The sequence below is a fragment of the Mycoplana sp. 10N416 genome (assembly GCF_056394765.1).
Genome location: NZ_JBFTIM010000009.1, coordinates 113,724 through 131,206, shown reverse-complemented (window position 1 = coordinate 131,206; position 17,483 = coordinate 113,724). Strand labels below are relative to the sequence as shown.

At 62.0% G+C, this 17,483-nt stretch carries 14 protein-coding genes and 2 tRNA genes; 9 read left to right on the top strand and 7 right to left on the bottom strand.

The genetic code is table 11. The features are described from left to right. Window positions 1-6: 6 nt before the first annotated feature. The 4 genes from hisD to AC1DDS_RS18830 form a co-directional block, all read right to left on the bottom strand. Window positions 7-1,305 (bottom strand): histidinol dehydrogenase, encoded by a 1,299-nt coding sequence (gene hisD, locus AC1DDS_RS18845; RefSeq protein ID WP_477480274.1) that lies wholly within the window; start codon window positions 1,303-1,305, stop codon window positions 7-9. Between the two features lie 103 nt (window positions 1,306-1,408). Further along, on the bottom strand, window positions 1,409-1,846 hold the full coding sequence (locus AC1DDS_RS18840) for a DUF2948 family protein (RefSeq protein WP_477480273.1): 438 nt from the start codon (window positions 1,844-1,846) through the stop codon (window positions 1,409-1,411). A 207-nt stretch (window positions 1,847-2,053) separates the two neighbouring features. After that, the gene (gene murA, locus AC1DDS_RS18835) at window positions 2,054-3,346 is read right to left on the bottom strand and encodes a UDP-N-acetylglucosamine 1-carboxyvinyltransferase (RefSeq protein WP_477480272.1); all 1,293 of its coding nucleotides are present in this window, start codon (window positions 3,344-3,346) and stop codon (window positions 2,054-2,056) included. 338 nt (window positions 3,347-3,684) lie between these two features. After that, window positions 3,685-3,921 carry a hypothetical protein gene (locus tag AC1DDS_RS18830; RefSeq protein ID WP_477480271.1) on the bottom strand — a complete coding sequence of 79 codons (237 nt, stop codon included), beginning with the start codon at window positions 3,919-3,921 and terminating at the stop codon, window positions 3,685-3,687. A 156-nt stretch (window positions 3,922-4,077) separates the two neighbouring features. Here AC1DDS_RS18830 and AC1DDS_RS18825 point away from each other — a divergent pair. The 4 genes from AC1DDS_RS18825 to AC1DDS_RS18810 all read left to right on the top strand — a co-directional run bounded on the left by AC1DDS_RS18825 (window position 4,078) and on the right by AC1DDS_RS18810 (window position 6,032). Next, window positions 4,078-4,152 (top strand) — tRNA-Thr (locus AC1DDS_RS18825). Between the two features lie 76 nt (window positions 4,153-4,228). Beyond that, the gene (locus AC1DDS_RS18820; protein ID WP_477480270.1) at window positions 4,229-4,591 is read left to right on the top strand and encodes a DUF6538 domain-containing protein; all 363 of its coding nucleotides are present in this window, start codon (window positions 4,229-4,231) and stop codon (window positions 4,589-4,591) included. A gap of 608 nt (window positions 4,592-5,199) precedes the next feature. Continuing rightward, complete coding sequence (locus AC1DDS_RS18815; protein ID WP_477480269.1) at window positions 5,200-5,601, top strand: hypothetical protein; 402 nt, start codon at window positions 5,200-5,202, stop codon at window positions 5,599-5,601. Between the two features lie 355 nt (window positions 5,602-5,956). Further along, window positions 5,957-6,032, top strand: a tRNA-Ala gene (locus AC1DDS_RS18810). A 133-nt stretch (window positions 6,033-6,165) separates the two neighbouring features. Here the strand turns inward: AC1DDS_RS18810 and AC1DDS_RS18805 are convergent. The 3 genes from AC1DDS_RS18805 to AC1DDS_RS18795 form a co-directional block, all read right to left on the bottom strand. Continuing rightward, on the bottom strand, window positions 6,166-7,263 hold the full coding sequence (locus AC1DDS_RS18805; protein WP_477480268.1) for an acyltransferase family protein: 1,098 nt from the start codon (window positions 7,261-7,263) through the stop codon (window positions 6,166-6,168). Window positions 7,264-7,802: 539 nt separating this feature from the next. Then, on the bottom strand, window positions 7,803-10,097 hold the full coding sequence (locus AC1DDS_RS18800) for a methyl-accepting chemotaxis protein (protein WP_477480267.1): 2,295 nt from the start codon (window positions 10,095-10,097) through the stop codon (window positions 7,803-7,805). 204 nt (window positions 10,098-10,301) lie between these two features. Further along, window positions 10,302-10,556 carry a GlsB/YeaQ/YmgE family stress response membrane protein gene (locus AC1DDS_RS18795; protein ID WP_477480266.1) on the bottom strand — a complete coding sequence of 85 codons (255 nt, stop codon included), beginning with the start codon at window positions 10,554-10,556 and terminating at the stop codon, window positions 10,302-10,304. A gap of 241 nt (window positions 10,557-10,797) precedes the next feature. Between AC1DDS_RS18795 and pncB the strand changes: the two genes are divergently transcribed. The 5 genes from pncB (at window position 10,798) to AC1DDS_RS18770 (ending at window position 17,483) form a co-directional block, all read left to right on the top strand. After that, complete coding sequence (pncB, locus tag AC1DDS_RS18790; RefSeq protein WP_477480265.1) at window positions 10,798-12,102, top strand: nicotinate phosphoribosyltransferase; 1,305 nt, start codon at window positions 10,798-10,800, stop codon at window positions 12,100-12,102. Window positions 12,103-12,810: 708 nt separating this feature from the next. Continuing rightward, window positions 12,811-14,394 carry a globin-coupled sensor protein gene (locus AC1DDS_RS18785; RefSeq protein ID WP_477480264.1) on the top strand — a complete coding sequence of 528 codons (1,584 nt, stop codon included), beginning with the start codon at window positions 12,811-12,813 and terminating at the stop codon, window positions 14,392-14,394. A 116-nt stretch (window positions 14,395-14,510) separates the two neighbouring features. Continuing rightward, a complete protein-coding gene (locus AC1DDS_RS18780) occupies window positions 14,511-14,810 on the top strand; it encodes an STAS domain-containing protein (protein ID WP_477480263.1) in 300 nt (99 codons plus the stop codon). Continuing rightward, window positions 14,807-15,172 carry a chemotaxis response regulator CheY1 gene (gene cheY1 / locus AC1DDS_RS18775; protein WP_310411144.1) on the top strand — a complete coding sequence of 122 codons (366 nt, stop codon included), beginning with the start codon at window positions 14,807-14,809 and terminating at the stop codon, window positions 15,170-15,172. Before AC1DDS_RS18780 ends, cheY1 begins: the two co-directional genes overlap by 4 nt. A gap of 16 nt (window positions 15,173-15,188) precedes the next feature. After that, window positions 15,189-17,483, top strand: a complete 2,295-nt coding sequence (locus AC1DDS_RS18770; protein WP_477480262.1) for a chemotaxis protein CheA — start codon at window positions 15,189-15,191, stop codon at window positions 17,481-17,483.

Genomic DNA, 17,483 nt, shown 5'->3' with positions numbered 1-17,483 from the left:
CCGGCGTCAACCTCCCGGATTGAGGCGGATGGCGACGGACCGTGCATGCGCGCCAAGCCCTTCTGCCTCGGCCAGCGTGATGGCGGCGGGGCCGAGCGTGCGGAGCTGGTCCGGGCCGAGCCGGAGGATCGAGGTGCGCTTCATGTAGTCGAGCACCGTAAGCCCGGAGGAGAAGCGAGCCGAGCGTGCGGTCGGCAATACGTGGTTCGAGCCGCCGACATAGTCGCCGATGACTTCGGGGGTATGGCGGCCGACGAAGATTGCGCCCGCATTGCGGATTTTCGGCACAAAGGCCTCGGCGTCCTCCGTGGCGATCTCCAGGTGTTCGGCAGCGATCCGGTTTGCCAAAGGTATGGCCTTTTCCAGATCGGGCACAAGGATGATGGCACCGAAGTCGCGCCAGCTCGCCTCGGCGGTCTCGGCGCGCGGGAGCGTTTTCAACTGGCGCGCCACCGCGGCCTCGACCGCGTCGGCGAGATCCGCGCTATCGGTAACCAGAATCGACTGGGCGCCGCGATCGTGTTCGGCCTGGGCCAGAAGGTCTGCGGCCAGCCAGTCGGGATCGTTCTCGCCATCGGCAATCACCAGGACCTCCGAGGGGCCGGCAATCATGTCGATGCCGACCGTGCCGAACACCTGGCGCTTGGCGGCGGCGACGAAGGCGTTGCCGGGGCCGGTGATCTTGGCGACCGGTTCGATCGTCTCGGTGCCGTAGGCGAGCGCCGCCACGGCCTGCGCCCCGCCGATGCGATAGATCTCGTCGATGCCGGCAATGCGGGCGGCCGCCAGCACCACCGGATTGATCGCGCCCTCCTTCGCCGGGACGACCATGACGATGCGCGGCACGCCGGCCACTTTGGCCGGAACCGCGTTCATCAGCACCGAGCTCGGATAGCTCGCCGTGCCGCCCGGAACGTACAGGCCCACCGCATCGATCGCCGTCCAGCGCGAGCCGAGGCCGACGCCGATCTCGTCCTCGTAGATATCGTCCTTCGGCAGTTGCCGGGCGTGGTGCTTCTCGATGCGGGCGGCGGCCAGTTCGAGTGCCGCCACGAGCTCGGCCGGCGTCTGGCGGTAGGCCTTTTCGATCTCATCGGCGCTGACGCGCATCGGGGTGACGTTGAAATCGAGGCCATCGAAGCGCAGCGAATAGGCGGCGAGCGCCTTGTCGCCGTTGTCGCGCACATCCTCGATGATGGTGCGGACAGTGGCGTTCACGTCTTCCGAAACTTCGCGCTTGGTGGTCAAAAAGGCGGCAAACCGCGCTTCAAAGTCACCGTCGCCATAATCAAGCCTGATCGCCACTTTCCAATTTCCCTGTCCTTGCGGGCTCAGCCCGTTGAGCGTGCCCCGCGGCCTTTGCGGGCGGGTCGCATCGTCGTCAGCAACGTCGCGAGCCTTTTTTGCTCTAGCCCGCCGGATGGCGCGGTTTCAAGCTGGTTTCCCACGCCCCGCCGGTATCCGCAAGCTGACTTTCTATGCATTCCACCTCGAGTACGATGGAGGCGTCGCCGGACATCAGGAATTCAACCGTGCCTTCGGGACCGTCTGCCGACGGCGCAAAGCGGATCGCCAGCAGGGACAGCACCGCATCGCGATCGTTGCGGTCGATGCCGATCGATCGGACCGCCCGCACCCGCTTGAACGCGACCAGCGCGCGCCGGCGCTGAAAACCCTTGCGCCGCTCGCCGGCCTTTTCCCAGACGAAGCGGTTGACGGCGAGGGAGAAAACGCCGTGGCCGGCATCCCAGCTGATGTCGCCCGTCTTGAATACGGCGTCCTGCAGGTGTGCCGAAACGACGGCGAGATCCTCCGCATCCAGTGCCAGCAACTTCAAACTGTCCATAGCGTTCCTTCCAGGCGGCCGCGTTGCATAACCGCTGCTTTGGGGCGGCTTCCGCCTCGCTCCCGAAGCCGGCCGCGATGGTGGCGGCTTGTTCAGGGAAAGGCGAGGGCCCGTCCTATTTTCCTGTTCAGGAAATAGGACGGGCGGCAGGCAAGCGCAACCGCCGACCCGCTGAATGACGCTCGGGTCGGCGTCGAAACGTGATGATCAGTCGCTGACGCGCTCGACGGAGGCGCCGCACCGGCGGAGCTTTTCCTCCAGTCGCTCGAAGCCGCGGTCGAGATGGTAGACGCGCGAAACCATCGTCTCGCCCTCGGCGGCAAGGCCGGCGATTACCAGCGAGACCGAGGCGCGCAGGTCCGTCGCCATGACGGGAGCGCCGCGCAGCCGCTCGACGCCCTCGATTTTCGCGGTCTGTCCGGAAAGCGATATCTTCGCGCCGAGGCGGGCCAGTTCCTGCACGTGCATGAAGCGGTTCTCGAAGATCGTCTCGGTAATGTGCGAGACGCCGGTCGATTTCGTCATCAGCCCCATGAACTGGGCCTGCAGGTCGGTCGGGAAGCCCGGATAGGGATCGGTGACGATGTCGACCGGCTTGATGCCGCCGCCGTTGCGCACGACGCGGATGCCGCTTTCGGTCGAGGTGATTTCGGCGCCGGTGCGGCGGATTGCTTCCAGTGCCGTCGAAAGCAGTCCTGCCTCGGTGCCTTCCAGCAAAACGTCGCCGCCGGTCATGGCGACGGCCATGGCATAGGTGCCGGTTTCGATGCGGTCGGGCAGCACGCGATGGCGTGCACCGGAGAGGGCTGTGACCCCTTCGACGGTGATCGTGCTGGTGCCGGCGCCGGTGATCTTCGCACCCATTGCATTCAGGCACTTGGCAAGATCTTGCACTTCGGGTTCGCGCGCGGCGTTGCCGATCACGGTCGTGCCGCGGGCAAGGGTTGCCGCCATCAGCATCACGTGCGTCGCGCCGACGGAAACCTTGGGGAAGGTGTAATGCGCGCCGATCAGCCCGCCGTCCGGCGCGGTGGCGTCGACATAGCCGCCGTCGATCTCGATCCTGGCGCCGAGCGCGGCCAGCGCTTCGATGAAGAGGTCGACCGGGCGCGTGCCGATCGCACAGCCGCCGGGCAGGGAAACGCGTGCGTGGCCTTCCCGCGCCAGAAGCGGACCGATAACCCAGAAGCTCGCCCGCATCCGCGAGACCAGCTCGTAGGGGGCGGTCGTGTCGACGATCTGGCGGGAGGTGAAGTGGATGGTGCGCGAATAGCCTTCGCTCTGGCGCTCGCGGCGGCCATTGACGGAAATGTCGGCGCCGTGATTGCCGAGAATGCGGATCAGCTGCTCGACGTCGGCCAGGTGCGGGACGTTTTCCAGCGTCAGCGTATCGTCCGTCAGGAGCGAGGCGATCATCAGCGGGAGGGCCGCGTTCTTGGCGCCCGAAATCGGGATCACGCCCTTGAGCTCGTTGCCGCCTACAATCCTGATACGATCCATGTGTCCCTACGGGCCCGCGCCCGCCTTTCTCAAACTAGCGGCTCTTGGAGGAAGGCGCCTCTTTAGAGCATCGTCGCAAAAAAATGAAGTCCACCGCATTCGCGCGGGCGTGGAAGCATTGATGCTCGACCGGTCCTGTCTCCAGGGAGGCGTTGCCGCGGCCGGATCCCGATGCCGCACGCAGCAAACCAGCTCGAAAATCGATAACGTCCCCTGGGGCCAGGATCGGCGCTGTTCAGCCTTAAGCGCGTCGCGAGCTTTCAGCTTCGCTTGCCACGCTTTAGGTCCTGTTCCTTCGCTTTGTCCCCAAACTGGTTCCCGCTTTCGGCAGATAATGCTTAGTCCTCTGATTCGTCCGTTTTTGCGGCAGGCAGGCCTTCGGTCTCGTCAGCGGCGCCTTCGCGCCGGGCGCGGGCCTGCTGCTTGCGGCGCGAGAGATTGTCGCGCAATGTCTTTGCCAGCCGCGCCTTGCGCTCCTCGGCGCGTGCCCGCACCGCTTCGCTTTCCGGCGCCTGGGGCTTTGCCTTGCGCCCGCCGCCGGTCCTGCCGCCTTTTGTGTTGTCTTCGCTTTGCATGGACTACCGATAGCGCGAATCCACTCCTTGCAAAAGCACGGCTGCGTTTTCCAGAATTTGTTGTCCCGATTATGCGTTTGCGCCTTGCATAGGGGGTAAGACTGTGGCAATAGGCGCCTCGCTTGACGCGAACGCAGCCACACTGCTTCGCCGGATGCTGCTATAGCTCAGGGGTAGAGCACTCCCTTGGTAAGGGAGAGGCCGAGAGTTCAAATCTCTCTAGCAGCACCATTCTTTTGGCCATGATTTCAGAAAGTTACGGTTTTTCAGGCTATTGAGATGCCCCCGTTGTACAAAGGGCATGTACATGGTGCTTCCTCTGGCCAATCCCGCAAAGTCCAAAGACGGCGTCTACTACTTCATCCAGCGCGTCCCCGCCGATCTTGTGCAGAAGGTTGGCAAGACCCGTTACTCGTTCTCGCTCGGCACCAAAGACCCGAAGATTGCACGAGAGCTATGCCTTGATGCGAGGACGTTGGAAGGAGAAGGAGCACGCCGCCCGCCCTTCGTGCAGTTCCCGCGCCAATCCCGGATTGGCGTCTACAAGGGGCGTCCTGAGGACACCGAGCGGAACGCTGCCATCGTCCAGATGCTGGCCAGTGCCCAGAGCTGGAACAGTGGCGACCCGCTGCTCACGCTCGACGCTTTCACGGCTGGCCAAGAGGATTGAGCAGGGCGCATAAGAGGTGGAATAGTTTATGCGTTCCCGTGAGGGGAGTGATTATGCGTTTTATCGCCCCCAGTATCGCATAGGGCGCGACGACAAGGCGCGCCCAAAGAGCGCCCGTCATTACCTGATCGCTAACCACGACGGAAACATTTCCGGACCGAGTTGTTCCGCGCTAACCACCTCGAATAGTGGTTGCAGTAGCTTTTGCATGAAGGTGCGCTGTCTCTTGGCGGAGGTTGATTTGGAGAGGGTTGCCGTAATCTTGATCGGAGCGATGTTAGCTGTCGCCGGTGTGCTGTTCCGTCCGCTGTGGCAATCCGAGTGGGGGCCATACGTTTTCATCTTCCTCCTATGGCTTTCAACGTCGATTGCCTGCGGTTGGGGCGGCAAAGGAAAGCCGTACTCCCTGAGGTTCGGTTTGGTTGTTGGGACTGCTGTTGCCATTGTGATGCTGGTTACTCTTTTCACAAACCCCTACATCGCCCTCGTTGTGGGAGCTGGCCTAGTTCATATCGGGTTCAAGTCAGGGTTCTTTGACCGTCGAGCCGAACAGCTAAAGTCCAATCAGGACTAACAGATTACGTGGCTGCACCCGCCTGAGTGATAGAATGTGGAAATTTTTCTTTGTTTTGACCATCGTGATGACATTCTACGGCGGGAGCTTGACGAACGACGAACCCGTAACGTTCGAGAAAATTGTTGGGAACAGCATGGCGTTGTTGTCGTGCTATGTAATTTTTGGATACGCCTTTAAGAAGAAGGTATTGCCAAGGAAAACGGCAAAGACATTTGCTTGGTTGTTTAGTGGCTACCTGATCGTAGCGAACTTGGTGTTCATAGCCAGATTGTATGAGAAGTACTCCATCGCAGATACTCCACTGTGGGCCGCAGTGGTGGCATTCGTGATTGGCGCCGGCATTAACTACATCGAATGGTTGGCTGTTTGGCGCTACGGTAATGACGAGATCGATACCTCAGCACAGGTTGCTTGGGACCGCCCCCGGCCATGAGCGCCAGCAGCGGCAGCTTCACGGCCTCCGCGTACCTGCGCTTCTGATCTTCCGATGGCCCGCCAGAGTAGACCTTGAGCGTGATCTTGCGGCAGCACCATTCTCCTCAATTCTCCTCGACAGAACTCAACTGGTTAGAGACGCTCTGCTGCGCGACATCCTGAAGGATCGCCGGGGCACCGGTTGCCCCGGTTTTTCCATGACGTTCATCCTGCAGTGACATCCGTGGTACCTCGGCTGCGGACAACGCTTGATCGACATGATCAACGCGCTTCTGCGTTTCGAGTTCCAGTTGCCATTAGACTTTCCGCCGCATTGTCACGGGCGTGTTCTGGTGCTCTACTGCAGAAGTCGTGGGGCCGTAGCTCAGCTGGGAGAGCGCCGCAATCGCACTGCGGAGGTCGGCGGTTCGATCCCGCTCGGCTCCACCAAGACGGCGTAGCGCGATGGTTGGCGCAAAGGCGCGATGCGGGGAACTGCGCGGTTTGACTTAAGACTGCGCGGAAGACGGCCCGAAACGCCCGGGTGATGCGCGCAAAACACGCACATTCTTTCTTCTCTGCCTCATGGCGAGCGCTGCAGGCTGCCCGCTTGGGGAGCCGACAGTCTGCCATGGCTGCCGCGCCGAAACGAGGTCTCTACAAAGACGTAGGATGCGATCGAGACGCAAAACGACAGAAGCGACGCCAGCACGACGCTCCACCAGTGATCAAGGCCCAAATGCACATCCACCAAGTAGAAAATGGGAAAATGCCAGAGGTAGAGCCCGTAGGAAATCATGCCAACACCGACCAAGGCCGGTCGCGTCAAGCACCATCGAACCAAGCCGGTGGAATGAATGGAAATAATGATCAGAAGTGATGTGGACACGATAATGGTGAGCCACGCAGCCTGGAGAGAGAGAGACTTTGGATCGGCGGCGGAGACGATCGCCAGCGCAATGAGGGCGACAAGAGCTGCTATGTCGGCCATGGGTTGAGGGGCGGAAGGCATTTGCAGCGTGCCCTTGAGGCGGATGAGGGCGAGCAAGGCGCCGCATATCAGCATTTCGAACCCTCCGAGGCTTGCGAGCAAATTCTCGCCTTGCGGCGACGGCTCGCGGCGAAGGGTGACTACGATGCCAAAGACCAAGATCAAGATGAGGGCACCGGCCGCTCTGCCGGCAAGTTGCGGGGCCAGACCGGGCCGCCGGCTGGCAATCCACAGCAGTAGCGCTGGCCAGAAGAGGTAGAATTGCTCTTCGATCGACAGCGTCCAGGTATGATGCAGCATGCCAAGGCCCTTGTCCGGGTTCAGGACCAGCATCCAGTTCGTAAAATAGAACACACTGGCAAGCGCACCGCGTAGCGTGCCCCAGCCCGGGACAAAAAAAAGTGCGATCGAGCAAAAGGCCAGCGCAAGCACATAAGCTGGCAGCAGGCGTCGCACACGCCGGATGTAAAAGTTCCGCAGCGAGAAGCGCCCCGTATTCCCGATCTCCGTCATGATCAAAGTGGTGATCAAGAAACCGCTGAGTACAAAAAAGACGCCCACCCCCACGATGCCTGTCCGGAAGCCGTCAACTCGCCCATGAAACAGCAAAACCTGCAGGACCGCTAATCCGCGTAGGCCGTCCAGCGCAGGCTGATAGCCCAAGGGCCTGACAATTTGGGCGGTTTGCATGAATTTTCCCGTCAGCGTGAGGGTGCGCTAGTCGCTCAGGGAGTGTCAGTCGTACATGCTGCAATGGTCAATTACGACAAAAGACGGACGCCAACGTCTTCGTTCTCGCAAAGCGTTCAAAATACCTATGTCGATGCATTTCTCCGGCTTTATTCCAAGGCATTCGCCCAGCTACTGCGTCTCCGAGACATTGGACTTCCGGTGCTCGGGGGGCCGCGTCAAGCATGGACATCGGGTTGGCTGCGCGGCTTCATCGGAACCTTCGCTGTCGACGCCGACCATACACAGCGCCGGCCGTTCTGATCACCGAAGCGGTCAAGAGCATGCCGGAGGACTGGGAGGCCCGCCTCGATCGCATCGATCAGATGGCCAGGTTTCTATCAAGTTCGGCCGGGTCGCACCTCAGGCTCCCGGTCATCCCCGCGCAGTTAAACGCTTGGGGTGCGGCCTCGCGCAACAGGCTTCAGGTCACGACGCATGCAGGCCGCCCCGAACGCCGCCTGCATGATCAGAGATGCGAGCCGAGCACCGGGATGGGCTCAGAACCGCTCCCAGCTTTCCTGGCGTGCGGCCAGGGCCAAATTGCCGTGGCTGGCATAGGCAACCGCTGTTTGCCGCTTCAGCGCTGGCTGTGGCGGGGAGGCAAGCGTGTTCGAGCTTGCATGCGCACCGTCCCCCCACCTTGTTGGCTGGCTTGTTGGCTGGTCGTCGAGGCGGAAGTTGGCGAGGAGTGTCGAGAGGTTTTCGCTTTCCCTGGCGAGCGCCACGCCGGCTGCGCTCATCTCCTCGACCATGGCGGCGTTCTGCTGTGTCGTCTGGTCCATCTGGTTGACGGCCGTATTGACCTGCTCGAGCCCGAGAGATTGCTCCTGCGCGGCCAGCGCTATTCCGTCCATATGCGCGTTGACGACCTGCACGAGTTGCGCAATCGCGTCGAGCCCTTCGCCCGTGTCGCTGACCAGGCGAACGCCCTCGCTGACCGCTGTCGCCGAATTGCCGATCAGCCGCTTGATTTCCTTTGCAGCATTTGCCGAGCGTTGCGCGAGTTCCCGCACCTCCTGGGCGACGACGGCAAAGCCCTTGCCCGCTTCGCCGGCGCGGGCGGCCTCGACCCCCGCGTTCAACGCCAGCAGGTTGGTCTGGAAGGCAATCTCGTCGATCACCCCGATGATCTGGCTGATCTGGTTGGAGGACGCTTCGATCTTTTCCATGGCGACGATCGCATCGCGCACGATGTCGCTCGAATGATCGGCCTTTTCCCGGGCATCGCGCACGACGTCGCGTGCTTCCGTCGCCCGTTTCGAGGTCGCCGCGACATTGGCCGTTATCTGCTCAAGTGCTGCCGCCGTCTCTTCCAGGGATGCGGCCTGCTGCTCGGTCCGGTACGACAGGTCGTCGGCGGCAGTGGATGCTTCCCGGGACCCGTCGGTCACCGTCGATACCGAGTGCCCAACGCTTTGCAGCGCGTCCCGCAACTGCCTGACAGCGCTGTTGAAGTCCATCCGCAGGGATTCGAATTGCGATGCCAGCGGCTCATGCAACTCGCAAAGCACATCGCCTGCCGCCAGGCGCTTCATGCTTGCCGCGAAGGTGCTTGTCGCTTGAACCAGGTGCGCCTCTGCCTCGGCCTCGGCGGCACGCTGAATTTCCGCCCTTTCGCCTTCCGCCCGCGCTCGGGCCGATGCCTCGGCCGCTTCCAGTTCACGGTTACGGATGGCGGCTTGCCGGAACACCTCGACGGCGCGCTCCATGTCGCCGACCTCGTCCTTGCGCCCGGAAACAGCCGGATCAACATCGATCTCGCCGCTCGCAAGCCGGGTCATGGCCTCAACCAATCGGCCGATCGGGCGCACGACGCTCATGGCGATCAGCGCGGAAAATGCGAGCATCGCGGCACCGCCGACAATGCCGGCACCGGCGATAATGATCAGGTCCCGGAACGCGCTTTCGGCGTTGCGGTCTGCAAGGGCGCGGGTTTCCGCCAGGCTTTCATTTTCGATCTGTTTCAGCGTGTCGATGCGCTTGGTTGCCGCAGCAAACCAACGGCTGCTGTCGAGACCGTCCAGATCGGCGTTCTCGCCGTTGGCAATGATGCGAGAACGCATCTCGGCAACGTCTTTCGAGACTGGAGACAACATGGCCTGGAATTGGGTGCGCTCGTCTTCGGCGATGGCGGAATAAAACACATCGATGAGCGCATCCTGGCGGCCCTGCATGGATGCAAACTGGCCAAATCGCTCCGCATCGACGCGTCGGGCGGTGATGAAGCTGTTGCCCAGTGCGCGTTCCTGGCCGGCGTATTCCTTGGCCTGCATCAACTGGACATAACCGGCCATGCGCCGCGAAAGCTCGCCGTCCGCCCCGATGTTCGTCGCAGCTTTCGTCAGCCCGATCGTCGTTTCGATCACCCCGCTATAGGTCTTTATGGCCAGACTTCCGCTTGCCGTGAACCCGTCGACGGAGCGCCGCAGGTCGGCGATCTGGCTCAGGCGCTCGCCGATCTCACTGGCCGCCGACGCTTCCAGACCAGCTGCTGCGTCGCCAAAGGGCTCGATTGCGTTATCGGTTGCGATGCGGGCGTTCCGAAGCTCGGAGGCGTTTTTTGCGCCCTTGGAACCAATGAAGCCGGCGGTGAGCCCGCGCTCGACCTGCAGGGCATGCACGAGGTCGCTCATCTGCGTCAGTTGTTCGCTGACCACGACGATCTGGTGCATGTCGTGGTAGGCGTTCCACCTGTCGGACACCTGAACTGCGGCAAGATAACCCGCGGCAGCCAGCGGCAGCATGACGGCGGCCAACAGCCGCTTGCTGATGGAAACATCGACCAGTCTCATAGGAATACTCCGGAACTCTGGCCTCATGCCGTCAGCAAATGTGCGGATCATGCACAGCGATATTCTGGATGATCCGCGGGCTGCTTTCTTTGTCGGATGTCAAACATCTCCGTTGTTTCGCGCGGCAGGAGGTCAGCGGCGGCGACCCGGCTCGCCGCCGACATATGTTGTCGACTGTGGCTCGCTATGCCGGCGCTGGCCCCGTCAGGCCTGCTTCACGATCCTGATCAGCACGAGGAAAATCACAGCGCCAATCGTGGCGTGGACGATCGCCCAGAGGGTGCCGCCACCGACCGCAAGCCCGAGCTTTGGAAACAGGTAGCCGGCAATGAAGGCGCCGATAATGCCGATGACCATGTTGCCGACGAGGCCGAAACCATAGCCGGAGACGACGAGGCCGGCCAACCATCCTGCGATCGCGCCGACGATGAGAAAGACGATGATGCTTTCGATACCCATGAATGCGCCTCCGGAGAGAGATTGATCAGCATCGCCAGCATTGATTGAGATTGGAGTGATTACAAGAGCGGGTCTTTTTATGGTTCAGCCCGCGTTATACTTGCCCAGGTCGCATTCAGCAGTCTTGCGGGAGTCCCAAAAGGCGTGCCATGAGTGCGTTGCAGCGGTAGGCGCAACCGCCGGCAGGTTCGATCAGCTGCGATAGATCGATACTGGAAAGAGTGCAGCGAGGTTCGATTTCATGACCAAGACGGATATTGCCCGTCGCGTGTACGACAATGCCTGGAAGCTCGACCCGATCGTGCGCAGCCTGCTGGACACGGACTTCTACAAGCTGCTGATGCTGCAGATGATCTGGAAACTTTATCCGGACGTCGACGCGACCTTTTCGCTGATCAACCGGACGAAGACCGTACGCCTTGCCGACGAGATCGATGAGCAGGAACTGCGCGATCAGCTCGACTACGCCCGAACCATCCGCTTCACCAAGAAGGAAATGATCTGGCTTGCCGGCAATACCTTCTATGGCAAGAAGCAGATCTTTTCGCCGGAGTTTCTCGCCTGGCTCGCCGATTTCCAGCTTCCGGAATACCAGCTGTCGCGGAAGGACGGCCAATATGAGCTGACTTTTGCGGGGCGCTGGTCGCACACGACCATGTGGGAGATCCCGGCGCTCGCGATCATCAACGAGCTGCGTTCGCGCACCGCGATGAGGGGCATGGGCCCGTTTGCGCTCGACGTGCTCTATGCGCGGGCGAAGGCGAAGATGTGGTCGAAGGTCGAGCAGCTTCGCGCCCACCCGGATCTGCGCATCTCCGATTTCGGCACCCGCCGCCGACATTCCTTCCTGTGGCAACGCTGGTGTGTCGAATCGCTCAAGGAGGGGATCGGCTCGTCCTTCTCCGGCACGAGCAACGTGCTCCTGGCGATGGACACCGATGTGGAGGCACTCGGCACGAATGCGCACGAACTGCCGATGGTGGCGGCGGCATTGACGAAGACCGACGCGGAACTGGCCGAGGCACCCTACAAGGTGCTGCAGGACTGGAACCGGCTCTATGGCGGCAATCTGCTGATCGTCTTGCCCGATTCCTTCGGCACGGCGGCGTTCCTGAAGAACGCGCCGGACTGGGTCGCCGACTGGACGGGGTTCCGGCCTGACAGTGCGCCGCCGATCGAGGGCGGCGAGAAGATCATCGCCTGGTGGAAGGCGAAAGGGCGCGATCCGCGCGAAAAGCTCTTGATCTTCTCCGATGGGCTGGATGTCGACACGATCATCAAGACCTACGAACACTTCAAGGGACGCGTGCGCATGAGCTTTGGCTGGGGCACCAACCTCACCAACGACTTTGTCGGCTGCGCGCCGCAGCCGTTCCGCGGCCTCGATCCGATCTCGGTCGTTTGCAAGGTTCGCGACGCCAACGGCCGGCCGGCGGTGAAGCTGTCGGACAATCCGAAGAAGGCGACCGGCGATCCGGCGGAGGTGCAGCGCTACCTGAAGTTCTTCGGAACGGAGGATTTCGTCGAACAGACTGTAAGGGTCTGAACGCCCTCGCTTGAGGGATCGCTGAACCGAGCCCTGTCTGAGCCTGACCGGCCATACACAGATCGTCTGTTGGTCGCAGAAATCAGAATATTGCGGCTGTCCGAGCGGGCTGCCGGCCGTCGATATCGATAAGCGCCGCTACGGCTGCGAGGGTTGCGATAGTCAGAAACACGGCACTCAACAATAGAACAATCATTGCTCGTTCCCAGGGACGTCATCGTCTCGAATCTGCTTATAGCAAGGGAACCTTGCTTATACATTGATGTTTCGAAGCTTGTGCCGCCAGCCCTAGCGAAATTTCGCGAAATCGTGGCCCGTTGGCCGCAACAGCAACTATTTTGGACGTGCCAACCGGCCCAATTCGCGATGCATCGGCATTTGTACGGTATGGAACATAGCTATGGAGCCGTCCATTAACCTTCAGGCAAGGAATTAACCATAAACATGAACCACGCGTCGGAATGGGAAATTGGACCATTTCCCACTCAGGCATGATGCCGTACCGCCCGCACCGGTTTCGACCCGGTATCAAGCTTCACCGAATTTCACCATCGACCGGCAAACGACTGGCATCAGGCTCGCTTGCCGGAGCAATGCGGCTTACGGCATCGCACAATCATTGCCGGTCCGCATGGGCGAAATTCATCGGCTTGGCTCGGGAAACCGGCCGGCGAACTGCATTGCGCATGGGGACAGGAAGTGCAGGAGATGCCAGCAGAACAGGCTCAGACGGCGCAGGCGACCAGCCTTCGCGACCGCCTGAGATTCGCTGGCCTGGAGGCTTCCCAGGGCGAAATCCTGCGCGCCCATCGCCAGACGCTCGAACGTCATGTCGAGATGGCGCTCCGCGATCTCTTCCAGCGTTTCCAGACCTTTCCCGATGCCGCCCGCCATTTCCAGAGCGAGCGTGCGATCGATCGCCTGCATGACCTTCACGCCTCCCACTGGAGTGTCCTCACCGACGCACGGTTCGACAGTCTCTATGCCGAGCGGGTGAAGGTCCTGGCCGATGTGGAAAGCCAAATGGGCCTGGACCCGCGGTGGCGGATGTCCGGCCACGCGGTCGTGCTCGAACACGTCATCGACGGGCTGGTTGCAGAATATTGGCCGAAGTCCATCCTGCCCGGCGCAAAGGCTAGCCGACGGCAGGAACTGACCGAACTTCTGACGGCCTTTATCCGCACCGCGCTGGTCGATGCGGAGATCGGCGTGTCGCTGCGCTTCAACGAACTGCGCCACAATCACAACCGCGCGATGGGAGAACAGCGGCAGGCTGACCATGGTGCGCTCGAGGGCGCCTTTGGCGATGTCATCCGCAGCCTCGCCAATCTCGACTTCACCCACAGGGCAGGCGAACAGATGCCGGATGCCTGGCGCGATCTGGGCGGGATGCTGAACACCGCGCTTGAGGATGCCCAGCGCCACCTCGGCAGCGCGTTCGAACGCGCCGAGACCACCGATGCGCTGGTCCAGACGATTTCCGCGCAGACGGAGCGGCTCGCCGAGCGATCGGCATCGCAATCGGCCGAACTTGTCGAAACGGTCGGCTCACTTGCAGCAATCATCGATCGGCTGAAAGCAACCCTTGCCGAAACACGCAAGGCCGAAACAGCCGTTCAGGCCACGCGGGTGGCGGCCGAGCAAAGCGGCCGCATCGTCGGCGAGGCGAAGTCGGCGATGACCGATATCGAGGCCTCGGCCGAAAAGATCGGCCAGATCATCGGCGTCATCGACGAGATCGCGTTCCAGACCAACCTGCTTGCGCTCAACGCCGGAATCGAAGCGGCACGGGCCGGCGACAGCGGCAGGGGCTTTGCCGTGGTCGCGCAGGAGGTGCGCGCCCTGGCGCAGCGCTCGGCGGATGCGGCACGTGAAATCAAGCAACTCGTGACGGGCACGAAAGCGCAGGTCGAGGCCGGCGTTGACCGTGTCAACCGAACCCAGAACGCGATCGGTGGCATCGTGCACCAGGTCGTCGAAATCAATGACGCCGTCACAGGCATTGCCATGCAGAGCGGCGAGGATGTCACATCGCTCGGCGGTGTGGCCGGTGAACTTGGCAGGATTGGCGCGCAGGCGCGCGCCGATGCCGAGTTTGCCACCGGTGTCGGCCAGAACGGCGCCGATTTGCACGCCGTCATTCTCGAACTCGGTCAGACGATCCGACAGTTCCACATTGGCCGACAGTCGGCAGCGGGCAGCACTGCGCGGGTCGTCGATGCGGCGAAGGAAGTGCGTCCCGTGCCGTTACCACCGGTTCCGGCCCTCCGCGCTGCCGGGCGCGGAGGTTGAGCATGTGTGGGGATCGCCATTGTCCGCCGAGCATGGCCGGCGTCGGTCGGTGTCCGGCCAGAACGGCCACTCCAGCAAACATTCAATGCGGTCAGCCGCAGACAAGGAACGACGTGATGGCGAGAAAGAAGGCCACTCAGAAAAGCCTGAGCCTGGCACCGGTGCTGGATCTCAACGAGGCGACTGCGCTTCGCGACAAGCTGATGGCGCTGAAGGGTAGCGACCTGACGATCGACGCATCCGCTGTCGAACGCATCGGCGCACTTTGCGCCCAGGTGCTGATGGCAGGGGCGAAGACCTGGGAAGCCGACAGCCGTGCCTACACTTTCACCAAGGCGTCGGAGCCGTTCCTGAAGACGATGCAGTTGATCGGCCTCGACATTGAACACCTGCTGGCCAAGGAGACTCAGCAATGAAAAAGAAGGTCCTGACCGTGGATGATTCACGGACGATCCGGAACATGCTTCTGGTGACGCTCAACAATGCCGGATTCGAGACAATCCAGGCGGAGGACGGCGTCGAGGGGCTTGAAGTTCTGGATCAGGCCAATCCCGATGTGATCGTTACCGACATCAACATGCCGCGTCTCGACGGTTTCGGCTTCATCGAGGGCGTTCGCCGCAACGAGAAATACCGCGCCATTCCGATCCTCGTCCTGACAACGGAAAGCGATGCCGAAAAGAAGAACCGTGCCCGCCAGGCCGGTGCCACCGGCTGGATCGTCAAGCCGTTCGACCCCACCAAGTTGATCGACGCAATCGAGCGCGTAACCGCCTAAATCGAGGTCCTTCCCGATGGATATGAACGAAATCAAGGAGATTTTCTTCCAGGAGTGCGAGGAGCAGCTCGCCGAACTGGAATCCGGTCTCTTGAAGCTGAACGACGGCGATCGCGATCCGGAGACGGTCAATGCCGTTTTCCGCGCGGTGCATTCGATCAAGGGCGGCGCCGGTGCGTTCGGCCTGGATGATCTCGTGTCGTTCGCCCACGTGTTCGAAACCACGCTCGATTGCGTTCGATCCAACAAGCTCGATCCGAACCAGGACGTGCTGAAGGTCATGCTGAAGTCGGCCGACGTGCTGGCCGACCTGGTCAGCGCTTCGCGCGATGGTGGCGGCGTCGATGCGGCCAGGAGCAAGCAACTGATCGGCGAACTGGAAGCGCTGGCAAAGGGCGAAACGCCCGCGGCGAGCGAAGCCCCGGCAGCGAAGCCGGCGCCGACCCCAACGGTTGCGCCCGCACCGGTCGCCGCAGCACCCGTCAACGACGAAGGTTTCCAGCCGATCCCGTTCTCCTTCGACGACTTCGACGATGAAGAGATGCCGGTCGAGCCTTACGTTCCGACCTGCGAGGTCACTTTCCGCCCGAAACGCGAGCTCTACGCAAAGGGCAACGAGGCAGCCCTGCTTCTGCGTGACCTCTCCCGCCTGGGTGAGATGAGCATCCATTGCGATATGGAGAGCCTCCCGCTTCTGCAGGACATGAACCCGGAAGAGGCCTATTTCTCGTGGACGATCTCGATCTCGACCGAAAAGGGCGAGGACGGCGTTCGTTCCGTCTTCGAGTTCGCCGAATGGGATTGCGACCTCGAGGTCCGCACCATCGAGGACGAGGGCGAGGCAGCCGGGGATGACGATGAGCTGCCGATGCAGCCTGTTCCGTTCGATCTCTCGATCCTGGACGATGGCGTCGAGACCGAAGCCGGACTGTCCGACGACGAGCCGGCCTTGTCCTCGGCATCGGACGTTGCTGCTGTTGAAACTGCGAGCAATATCCTCCAACTGGCAAGCGCTCGCGTCGACGCCGCCAAGGAGGAGCCGCGTGCGGCGACGCAACAGAATGCGAGCCAGGCAGCAGCTGCCTCCGCATCGTCGGCCGCTGCCGCTCCCACCATCCGCGTCGACCTCGACCGCGTCGATCGCCTCATCAACCTTGTCGGCGAGCTCGTCATCAACCAGGCGATGCTGTCCCAGAGCGTGATCGAGAACGACAACACCGGCGTTTCCTCGATCAACATGGGCCTTGAGGAACTGCAGCAACTGACGCGTGAGATCCAGGACTCGGTGATGGCGATCCGAGCGCAGCCGGTGAAGCCGGTGTTCCAGCGCATGTCTCGGATCGTCCGCGAAATCGCTGACGTTACCGGCAAGTCGGTTCGCCTCATCACCGAGGGTGAAAACACCGAGGTGGACAAGACCGTCATCGACAAGCTCGCCGAGCCGCTGACGCACATGATCCGCAACGCCGTCGACCATGGACTGGAAACGCCCGAGAAGCGCATTGCCGCCGGCAAGAACCCGGAAGGCACGGTGCGCCTTACCGCCAAGCATCGCTCGGGGCGCATTGTCATCGAGCTGGCCGACGACGGTGGCGGCATCAACCGCGAAAGGGTGCGCCAGAAGGCGATCGACAACGACCTGATTGCGGCAGACGCCAACCTGTCGGACGAAGAGATCGACAACCTGATCTTCCACGCCGGCTTTTCGACGGCCGACAAGATCTCCGACATTTCCGGCCGCGGTGTCGGCATGGATGTGGTCAAGCGCTCGATCCAGGCGCTCGGCGGCCGCATCTCGATTTCGTCCAAGCCGGGACACGGCTCCGTCTTCACGATGAGCCTGCCGCTGACACTGGCAGTCCTCGACGGGATGGTCGTCACGGTCGCCGGACAGACGCTGGTGGTGCCGCTGACGGCGATCGTCGAGACGCTGCAACCGGAGGCCTCCGCCATCCATTCGTTCGGCGCCAGCCAGCGGCTGATCTCGATCCGCAACTCGTTCTGCCCACTGGTGGACGTCGGCCGGATCCTGAACTTCCGCTCCGCTCGCGCAAACCCGGTCGAAGGCGTCGCCCTTCTGGTCGAGTCGGAAGGGGGCGGGCAGCGGGCGCTCATGGTCGATGCCATCCAGGGCCAGCGCCAGGTCGTCATCAAGAGCCTGGAGGCCAACTACTCGCATGTGCCGGGCATCGCCGCGGCGACCATTCTCGGCGACGGGCGCGTGGCGCTCATCCTCGACGTGGACGCCGTCGTTGCAGCATCGCGGGGGCAATCCATGAGCCAGGAAATGTCGCTTGCAGCAGCCGGGTAA